This window comes from Pseudolysinimonas sp., from assembly GCF_057350545.1.
This window is the reverse complement of the sequence record NZ_JBMRCP010000109.1, coordinates 1-9,346: the sequence shown is the minus strand read 5'-3', so window position 1 is coordinate 9,346 and position 9,346 is coordinate 1. Positions and strand designations below refer to the sequence as shown.

The 9,346-nt window shown below is 71.1% G+C and carries 8 protein-coding genes; 2 read left to right on the top strand and 6 right to left on the bottom strand.

Going from position 1 to position 9,346, the window contains the following annotated elements; all coding sequences use genetic code 11:
* Positions 1 to 3,332 (bottom strand): chromosome segregation protein SMC (smc, locus tag ACO1X9_RS15100; protein ID WP_486351673.1); only part of this gene is annotated, 3,332 nt, incomplete at its 3' end.
* Between the two features lie 174 nt (positions 3,333 to 3,506).
* On the opposite strand from smc, the gene ACO1X9_RS15095 reads away from it, so the two are divergent.
* Positions 3,507 to 4,571: a GNAT family N-acetyltransferase gene (locus tag ACO1X9_RS15095; protein WP_486351672.1), complete on the top strand. Its 1,065-nt coding sequence runs from the start codon at positions 3,507 to 3,509 to the stop codon at positions 4,569 to 4,571.
* Entirely contained in the window at positions 4,571 to 5,644 is a 1,074-nt protein-coding gene (locus ACO1X9_RS15090) for a GNAT family N-acetyltransferase (RefSeq protein WP_486351671.1), read from the top strand. Before ACO1X9_RS15095 ends, ACO1X9_RS15090 begins: the two co-directional genes overlap by 1 nt.
* Positions 5,645 to 5,732: 88 nt before the next feature.
* Here ACO1X9_RS15090 and mutM read toward each other — a convergent pair whose 3' ends face one another.
* The 5 genes from mutM to ACO1X9_RS15065 form a co-directional block, all read right to left on the bottom strand.
* Complete coding sequence (gene mutM / locus ACO1X9_RS15085) at positions 5,733 to 6,659, bottom strand: bifunctional DNA-formamidopyrimidine glycosylase/DNA-(apurinic or apyrimidinic site) lyase (RefSeq protein WP_486351670.1); 927 nt, start codon at positions 6,657 to 6,659, stop codon at positions 5,733 to 5,735.
* 2 nt (positions 6,660 to 6,661) lie between these two features.
* The gene (gene rnc, locus ACO1X9_RS15080; protein ID WP_486351675.1) at positions 6,662 to 7,327 is read right to left on the bottom strand and encodes a ribonuclease III; all 666 of its coding nucleotides are present in this window, start codon (positions 7,325 to 7,327) and stop codon (positions 6,662 to 6,664) included.
* A gap of 59 nt (positions 7,328 to 7,386) precedes the next feature.
* On the bottom strand, positions 7,387 to 7,590 hold the full coding sequence (rpmF, locus tag ACO1X9_RS15075; protein WP_486351669.1) for a 50S ribosomal protein L32: 204 nt from the start codon (positions 7,588 to 7,590) through the stop codon (positions 7,387 to 7,389).
* Between the two features lie 7 nt (positions 7,591 to 7,597).
* Positions 7,598 to 8,068 carry a YceD family protein gene (locus ACO1X9_RS15070; protein ID WP_486351674.1) on the bottom strand — a complete coding sequence of 157 codons (471 nt, stop codon included), beginning with the start codon at positions 8,066 to 8,068 and terminating at the stop codon, positions 7,598 to 7,600.
* A 182-nt stretch (positions 8,069 to 8,250) separates the two neighbouring features.
* Positions 8,251 to 9,346, bottom strand: a 1,096-nt coding sequence (locus ACO1X9_RS15065) for an aminotransferase class III-fold pyridoxal phosphate-dependent enzyme (RefSeq protein ID WP_486351668.1), incomplete at its 5' end; no start/stop codon positions are given.

Below are 9,346 nucleotides of genomic sequence, written 5' to 3'. Positions count from 1 at the left end.
GCGTCGTCGAGCGCCGCCTCGACCTCGTCCATGATGTAGAACGGGCTCGGGCGGGCCTTGAAGATCGCCATGAGCAGCGCGACGGCGGCGAGCGAGCGTTCCCCGCCCGAGAGCAGCGACAGCCGCTCGATCTTCTTGCCCGCAGGCTTCACCGTCACCTCGACGCCGGTCGCGAGCAGGTCGTCCGGATCGGTGAGGTGGATGCTGCCGGTGCCGCCCGGGAACAGCACGGGGAAGACCTGGTGGAAGGCGGCTTTGGTGTCTTCGAACGCCGACGAGAAGATGTCCTGCATCTTCTCGTCGATCTCGTCGATGATCGTCAGCAGATCCTTGCGGGTCGCGGTGAGGTCGGCGAGCTGCTCGGTGAGGAACCGGTGTCGCTGCTCGAGCGCCTCGAACTCCTCGAGCGCGAGCGGGTTGACGCGCCCGAGCTGCCCGAGCTTGCGCTCCGCCGCGGCGAGACGCCCCTCCTGCTCGGCTCTCACGAAGGGCTTCTCGGAGGTGACCTCCTCGCCCTCGACCTCGACGGTCTCCGTGATCGGCACGTCGGGGCCGTACTCGGCGACGAGCACGTCCTCGTCGAGCGCGAGTTCTTCGGCGGCGCGCTCGAGCAGCGTCGAGAGGTGGAGCTTCTTCTCGTAGACCTGCATCTCGAGGCCGTGGACGTTCTCGTTGAGCGCCGCGAGCCGCTCGCGGAGCGAGCTCTCCGCCCGCCGGAGCTCGGTGAGCTCCTCGTTCTGCTTCGACCGATCGGCTTCCGCGGCGGCGAGCGCGACGCGGGCCTGCGCGACGGAGCGGTCGGCGACGTCGAGCGCCGCCGGCAGCGCCGCGATCACGCGCTGCGCCGCTTCGACCTGATGCTGCCTCAGCACGGCGAGGCGCGCGGCCTCCTCGGCGGCGGCACGCTCCGCCTCGAGCTGCTGCTGGAGCGACTCGGCCTGCGCGCGCTGCGAGCGCACCCGCTCGCGCGCAGTCTCGAGTTCGATGCGCGCCTGCACCTCGGCGGCGCGAGCGGTCTCGAGCTCGGCGAGCAGTCCGTCGCGCGCCGAGACATCGAGGATCGGCCGAGGCGTCGCGGCGTGTCCGTCGCGGTCGTTGCGCGCAGCCTCGAAGGCGGCCTCGGCCTCCTCGACCGCGGTGGCGAGCTCGCGCAGCGACAGGGCGAGACGCTCACCCTCCGCCTGGGCGGCTTCGAGCGAGACGCGCGAACGTCCCAGGGTCTCGCTGCGCTCGGCGAGCGCCGACTCGAACCCCTTGAGCGCGGCCGCGGCCGTGGCGGCGTCGATTTGGGCGAGGTCGAGCGCCTCGCGCTTGCCGACGAGCGCGAACCGCTGCCGCTCGATCGCGGTGGTGACCTCGGTGAGCTTCGCCTGGGCGGCATCCCGTTCCGCGGTGAGCTCGATCGTCGAGCGCACGCCGCCCGTGCCGCCGCGCAGCACGTGCTCGGTGAGCACGTCGCCGTCACGCGTGATCATCGTGAGCCCCAGCTTCGCGATCGAGGGCCAGGCCTTCCGAGCCGCGGCGAGATCGTCGACGACGACCGCCGACGCGAGCAGACCCCGGATGCCGGTGGGGCCCGTCACGAGGGCGGCGGCCGACTCGATACCCGACGGCAAACCGCTCGGGATGACCGCGTCCGCGGCGTCGGCGATGACGATCTCGACGCGGCCCGCGTCGGTGGAACGCACCTCGTCGAGAGCGGAGAAGGCGGCGTCGCGCGAGTCGGCGAGCACGGCGTCGGAGAGCGAGCCGAGGGCGGCGGCGATCGCGGCCTCGAAGCCCGCGCGCACCTGGATGTGCTCGGCGACGAGACCGCGGATGCCGGAGGCGCCGACGACGGCGCCCGATCCGTCGCGCTGGTCGAGGGCGAGTGACAGGGCACCCGTACGGGCGGCGAGGGCGTCGCGCTCGCGCTCCGAGGTGTGCAGCTCTTCACGGAGTTGCTCGACCTCGGCGCGGAGGGCCTCGACGGCCTCGTCGGCGGTCTGCACCGCGGCGGCGAGCGAGTCGTCCTCGCGCACCGCCTCCGGGTCGCCTTCGAGGGCGAGAAGCTCGTCGCGCGCGACGTCGCGGCGCTGCTCGGCCTGGGCGAGGGCGGCGCGCTGACGCTCGGCCTCGTTGCGGGTCGCGGCGAGACGCGACTCGGCGGCGGCGACCACGCCGTCGAGTCGCCCCTGCTCGAGGTCGTGCGCCGAGACGAGGGCGCTCTGCGCGCTGATCTCCTCGTCGAGGGAGTCGAGGCTGCCGCGCGCGGTCGCGGTCGCGGCGGACGCCCGCCCGAGCGTCTCCTCCGCGGTGGTGACGCCCGCGCCGAGCCGTACGGCTTCCTCGCGGGCATCGTCGACCATGCGCTGCGAGACGGTCGACGACATCCCGGGCAGTTCCGCCTGCTGGCCGAGGAGGGAGAGCTTCTGGTTGGCGAGCGTGTAGAGCGAGCGCATCCGCTCCTGCACCTGCTCGAGGCCGAACGCGATGCGGCGCGCGTCGTCGACGGCATCCCCGACCATCGCCTGCTCGAGGCGACCCTGCCGCAGTCGCGCCTGGTCGAGCTGCTCCTGCAGCACGAGTCGCTCGGTCTTGCGCTCGCTCTCGCCGCGACCGAGCTCGGTGATCGCGGCGCGGTGCGACACGACCTCGTCGGCGAGCAGGCGGGCGCGGGCATCTCGCACGGTCGACTGGATGAGCGCGGCCTCGCGCGCGATCTCGGCCTGCTGCCCGAGCGGCTTGAGCTGACGCCGGATCTCGCCCGCGAGGTCGGAGAGCCGCGTGAGGTTGGTCTGCATCGCGTCGAGCTTGCGGAGGGTCTTCTCCTTGCGGCGACGGTGCTTGAGGATGCCCGCCGCCTCCTCGATGAAGCCGCGGCGGTCTTCGGGGGTGGCGTGCAGCACGGCGTCGAGCTGGCCCTGGCCGACGATGACGTGCATCTCGCGCCCGAGGCCGGAGTCGGAGAGCAGCTCCTGCACGTCGAGGAGGCGGCACTGCTCGCCGTTGATCGCGTACTCGCTGCCGCCGTTGCGGAACAGGGTGCGCGAGATCGTGACCTCGGAGTACTCGATCGGCAGGGCGCCGTCGGCGTTGTCGATCGTGAGCTGCACCTCGGCACGGCCGAGCGGCCCGCGCGTCGCGGTACCGGCGAAGATGACGTCCTCCATCTTGCCGCCGCGGAGGGTCTTCGCACCCTGCTCGCCCATGACCCAGGCGAGAGCGTCGACGACGTTCGACTTGCCCGATCCGTTGGGTCCGACGACGCACGTGACGCCGGGCTCGAACGCGAACGTCGTGGGGGTCGCGAAGGACTTGAACCCCTTGAGGGTCAGGCTCTTCAGGTACACGCGACTCCGTTTCCAGTTTCAGGCTTCCCCCACCGTACCCGACCCTTCGCACCGGGTTCGCGACGGCATCCGACCCTGAAGTTGGTCACGATCGGATGTCGGAGGTGGCGGCCCGGAGGCGGGCGCGGCTAGTCTGATCGGCTGCCCACGAGGCGGCGAGAGGACACCGCCGCCATGAGTGCATTCACGATCGAGGAACTCCCCGTTCCCGCGACGCTCGACGCCCCCGGAGGGGCCGCGTTCGTCGAGGCGATCGAGGTCGGCAACGAGGTGTGGACCGACGCCTACGGCACCCCCGACCTCACCTACGAACCCGACGAGGAACTGCCGCAGTTCCACAACCCGTACCAGCCGAAGCGGCTGTTCGTCGCCCGGGTGGGTGATCGCATCGTCGCGCAGGCCACCCTCGAGACCTCGGCGAGCGACGGCTTCGACCTGTCGTGGGCGCTGCTCGGCGTGCACCCGCGAGTGCAGGGTCGCGGGATCGGACGCGCCCTGGCCGACGTGCTCGAAGAGGCGGCACGCGCCGACGGCCGCCGCAAGGTCGTCACCTACGTGCCCGGGCGGTCGCTCGACGGTCCGCGACGGCCGTCGCCGACGGGGTTCGGCTCGATCTCGGCGGATGCGCGGTCGACGCGCTTCATGGATGCCCGCGGCTACTCGTTCGAGCAGGTGGAGCGTCTCAGTCGCCTTCCGCTCCCCGTCGCGGGCCTCGACGAGATGCTCGCCGCGGCGCGGGAGGCATCCGGCCCCGACTACCGCGTGCACACCTGGGTCGACCGCACCCCCGAGCCGTGGCTCGAGGATCGCGCGCTGCTCGCCACCCGGATGAGCACCGACGCACCGAGCGCCGGACTCGAGGAACCCGAAGACGTCTGGACGGTGGAGCGCGTCAGGAACACCGACGCCCGCCGCGAGAGCAATCCTCGCCGTCACCTGTTCGCCGCGGCCGAGCATGTCCCCTCGGGGCGGCTCGTCGGCTTCAGCTACCTCTCGGTGCCGCGACAGAAGCACCGCGCCGTGCAGCAGTACGCGACGCTCGTGCTGCGCGAGCACCGCGGGCACCGGCTCGGGATGCTCGTCAAGGCCGCGAACCTCCTGCACCTCGCCGAGTACGCACCCGGGCACCCGAGCATCCTCACGTTCAACGCCGAAGAGAACCGCCACATGCTCGACGTCAACGAGCGCCTCGGTTTCACGGCCCTCGGCTCCGAGGGCGCCTGGAGAAAGGACCTGTGATGGGTGTCGAGATCGAAGAGCTGTCGATCCCCGAGTCGATCGACGACTCCCCCGCCGCGCGCGACTTCGTCGACAGCGTCGCGGCGCGCAATGCCGCCGAGAGCGCCGTGATCGGCAACAGCGAGCTCTCCTATCGCGCGGAGGAGCTGCTGCCCGGCTGGCGGCCGTCGGCGCACGAGGACCGGCAGTTGTTCGGCGCCCGGGTCGACGGGCGCATCGTCGCGCGCGGTACCTACGAGAGCCCGACCGAGGGCGACGCGTCGAACACGGCGTGGTCGATCGTGCAGGTCCATCCCGAGTTCACCGGTCGGGGCATCGGTCGCGCGCTCGCGGACCGCGTGGAGGAGTTCGCCCGCGCGCGTGGCCGCACCCAGGTGCACGTCTACGCCGGCGCGGCGCCCGCCGACGGACCGCGCCTCGATCCGCCCACCGGATTCGGCTCGATGCCGGCCGCGGCGCGCGAGGTGAGGTTCCTGCTCGCTCGGGGCTACTCGCTCGAGCAGGTGAACCGCGGCAGCCGACTCGCGCTGCCGGTCGACCCGGCCGTGTTCGCCGAGCGACTCGCGGTCGCCGAGGCGAAGTCGGCGGGCTACCGCGTGCACCGCTGGCAGCGCGTCGCACCCGAGCACTGGATCGACGACCTGGCGATGCTCGCCACCCGGATGAGCACCGACGCCCCCTCGGGCGGACTCGACGAGGAGGAGGACGTCTGGACCGTCGAGCGGTGGCGCGACCAGGAGCGCGAGCAGCAGGACTCCCCGCGCAGCATCCTGTTCGCCGCGGTCGAGCACGTCGCCTCGGGGCATCTCGTGGGCTACACCGAGTTGAGCGTGCCGCCGGAGCTCGACCGTCCGGCTGATCAGGGCGACACGATCGTGATGCGCGAGCACCGCGGCCACCGGCTCGGGATGGTGCTCAAGCTCGCGAACATCGCCCACCTCGAGGAGGAGTTCCCGGGCCATCCGTCGATCACGACGTTCAACGCCGAGGAGAACCGCCCGATGCTCGACGTCAACGAGGCCGTCGGCTTCGTGCCGTTCACCTACGAGGGCGCGTGGCAGAAGAAGCTGTGATCCGCGTCGGCTGAACACCGATGGGACGAGACTCGCCGCGCCGCGGCGCGTCTCGGTCTTCCGGCACCGTGCGGTGCGCGCACGGTGGTCACCGCGACCTGACGCGCTGGCAGAACGGGCAGAAGTGCGAGCCGCGGTTCATGAAGCTCTCGCGCACGATCGGGCGACCGCACCGAGGGCACGGCTTGCCGTGCTGCCCGTAGGCGTTGAGCGAGTGCGAGAAGTAGCCGGAGGCGCCGTTCACGTTGACGTACTGCGCGTCGAACGACGTGCCGCCTTCGGCCAGCGCCCGGCCGAGCACGAGTCGCACCTCGGCGAGGAGCGTCTTCGCCCGGGGGCGGCTGAGTGCGCGGGTCGGCTGGTCGTAGTGGATGCGCGCCGCCCACAGCGCCTCGTCGGCGTAGATGTTGCCGATGCCGCTCACGAGGGTCTGGTCGAGCAGCGCGCGCTTGATGCCGGTGTCGCGCGTCGCGAGCCTCCGGAGGAAGAGGTCGTCGTCGAAGAGCGGATCGACGGGGTCGCGCGCGATGTGCGACACCTGGCTCGGCACGAGCTGGTCAGGCGCGTGCGGGCGATCGGATGCCGGCACGAGAGCGTCGAGCGCCATCGACCCGAAGATGCGCTGGTCGACGAAATCGACCCGCACCGGGCCGTGACCGGGGGCGTCGACATCCAGCACGATGCGGGTCAGGCGGTCACGCTCGGCGCTCGGGTCGCGGAGCAGCACCTGACCGGACATCCCGAGGTGGATGACGACGGCCTCCGGGGTCTCGACACGCGCCAGCGGCGCTACTCGACCACCGAGTGAGTCGGCCAGAGGGATCCAGAGGAACTTGCCGCGGCGGCGCGGGGTGGCGAGCCGCGCCCCGGTGAGACGCTCGACGAAATCTTCCGCAGGGCCGTCGTGGCGGCGCAGCGACCGCTCATCGAGAATCTCGACGCGGCGCACCGTGGCTCCCGTGACCGCGGGTTCGAGGCCGGCTCTCACGACCTCGACCTCGGGGAGTTCCGGCATCCCTAGCCCTGGCGCTTCGTGCGCGGACCGTCGTGCAGCACCGACCAGGCGGCGAGTGCGGCGGCCATCTCGGCCTGCTTCTTGCTCGTGCCGTCGCCCGACGCGAGCTCGTCGCCCTGGAAGGCGACGACGGCGTGGAAACGCTTCGAGTGGTCGGGGCCGGAGTCGGTGACCACGTACTGCGGGAGTCCCTTGCCGAGGCGGGTGGACAGCTCCTGCAGGCTCGTCTTCGGGTCCATCGCCGCCCCGAAGCGGTCGGGGTCGGCGAGCAGCGGGTCGATGAGCCGCAGCACGAACGCGGTGGCGGCATCCGGACCCGCCGAGAGGTAGACGGCGCCGATGAGCGCCTCGAGCGCGTCGGCGAGGATGCTCGACTTCTCGCGTCCGCCCGTGAGCTCCTCGCCGCGGCCGAGCCGCAGGTAGTCGCCGAGCCCGATCAGGCCGGCGATCTCGGCGAGCGCGACCGACGAGACGAGCGAGGCGCGGCGCTTCGCGAGCTCACCCTCGTCGAGGTCGGGGTTCTCGCGGTAGAGCATGACCGTGACGGCCTGCCCGAGGATCGAGTCGCCGAGGAACTCGAGTCGCTCGTTGTGGGCGAGTCCGCCGTTCTCATAGGCGAACGAGCGATGCGTCAGGGCAAGCTCGAGCAGCTCCGGATCGACGGAGATCCGGAGCTGGGAGGCGAGGTCCTCGGCGGGTGCGGGCTCCGCAGGGGTGACGCGGGGCGTCAGACGTCCGCGACCTTGCGGCCCTTGTACTCCAGGTACAGGGGCGTGCCGGCCGAGTCCTCCACGACCTTCGCGCGGTGCGGGAGGGAGTAGGTGACCTTGCCGTTCTCGATCGTCTTCACGAGCTGGACGGGGGTCGCCTTCCACTGCGAACGGCGGGCGTGCGTGTTGGCACGCGACTGGCGGCGCTTCGGAACGGCCATGGTTATCTCACTTCTCGTTGGAGTCTGTATCGGTGCTGAAGCCTTCGAGGGCCGCCCACCGCGGGTCGATGCCTTGCTCGACCGGCCGCTCGTAACCGTCCGGCAGCCTCTCCCCGGTGACGGGGTCGAGGCCAGGACAGTCCGGGCGACACACCGGCTGGAACGGCAGCGACAGCACCACCGCATCCCTGACAACGGGTTCGAGATCCAGCTGGTCGTCTCGAACCACGAAGTCGAAAGCTTCATCGGGAGAATACGCGAAAAGCTCCTGGAATTCGACTTCGACGTCGATCTCGACCGGATCGAGGCACCGCACGCACTCGCCGCGGGCGACGGTATCGACCTCGGCGCTGACCAGGATCCCGTCGTGGAGACCCTCGAGCCGCAGCGAGATCTCGACCCGCTCGCCCGCCGCCACGGAGGCCGCGCCCTCGCCGAGCTTCTCGGGGAGGGCGAAGTCGAGCTCGCGCTCGCGCATCTCGCCGGGGCGGTGCACGAGGTCGCGGACGTTCACGACATACGGAGACTGAGCGGACACGATCTGCAAGCTTACGCCGGATACCGTCTCACCGCGGGTTGAGTGCCGCGCGTCAGCGCGGTGTATCGAAACCGCCCCCGAGTCAACCGTTCGTGGGTTTCGATCCGCCCGCTGCGCGGCACTCAACCCGCGGAGGCGGCGACGGCGGTCAGTGCCTCGTCGAGGATCGCGAGACCACGCAGGGCCTCCTCCGGCGTGACGACGCACGGCGGCACGACGTGCAGCCGGTTGTCGGACACGAACGGCAGGTAGCCGCGATCCATGAGCTCCTTCTTGAGCGCTCCGATGACGGACGGGGCGACGGGTGCGCGCGTGTCGCGGTCGGACACGAGGTCGAGCGCCCAGAAGACGCCGATGCCACGCACCTCGCCGATGAGCGGATGCTGCTCCGCGAGCGCACGCAGGCCCGGTCCGAGCACGTCCTCACCGATCGCGCGGGCGTTCTCGACGATGCCCTCCTCCTCCATCGCGTCGATCGAGGCGACGATCGACGCGGCGGCGAGCGGATGCCCGGAGTAGGTGAGCCCCCCCGGGAACACCTGGTCGTCGAACGCGCCCGAGATCGACTCCGAGATGATGACGCCGCCGACGGGCACGTAGCCCGAGTTGACGCCCTTCGCGAAGGTGATGAGGTCGGGCACGATGCCGTCGGGGTTGATCTCGGGGTGCTGCCACGAGAACCACGACCCGGTGCGGCCGAAGCCCGACATGACTTCGTCGAGGATGAGCACGATGCCGTGCTCATCGGCGAGCTCGCGCACCCCGGTGAGGTAGCCCGGCGGCGGGAGCATGACACCGGCCGTTCCCGGTACCCCTTCGAGCAGGATCGCGGCGATCGACGCCGGTCCTTCCGCCTGGATGATGCGCTTCAGATGATGCAGCGCGCGGGCGCTCTCCTCCTCGGGTGTCGACGCCCAGAACTCGGAGCGGTAGAGGAACGGGCCGAAGAAGTGCACGTGCCCCCGCGCGTACTCGTTCGGGATGCGACGCCAGTCGCCCGTCGCGACGACGGCCGCGCCGGTGTTGCCGTGGTACGAGCGGTAGGTGGAGAGCACCTTGTCCCGACCCGTCGTGAGTCGCGCCATGCGGATGGCGTTCTCGTTGGCATCCGCCCCGCCGTTGGTGAAGAACACCTTGCCGAACTCCGGACCGGCCTTGGCGAGGATGCGTGCCGCCGCTTCGCCGCGCGCGAGGTTCGCGTGCGCGGGAGCCACCATC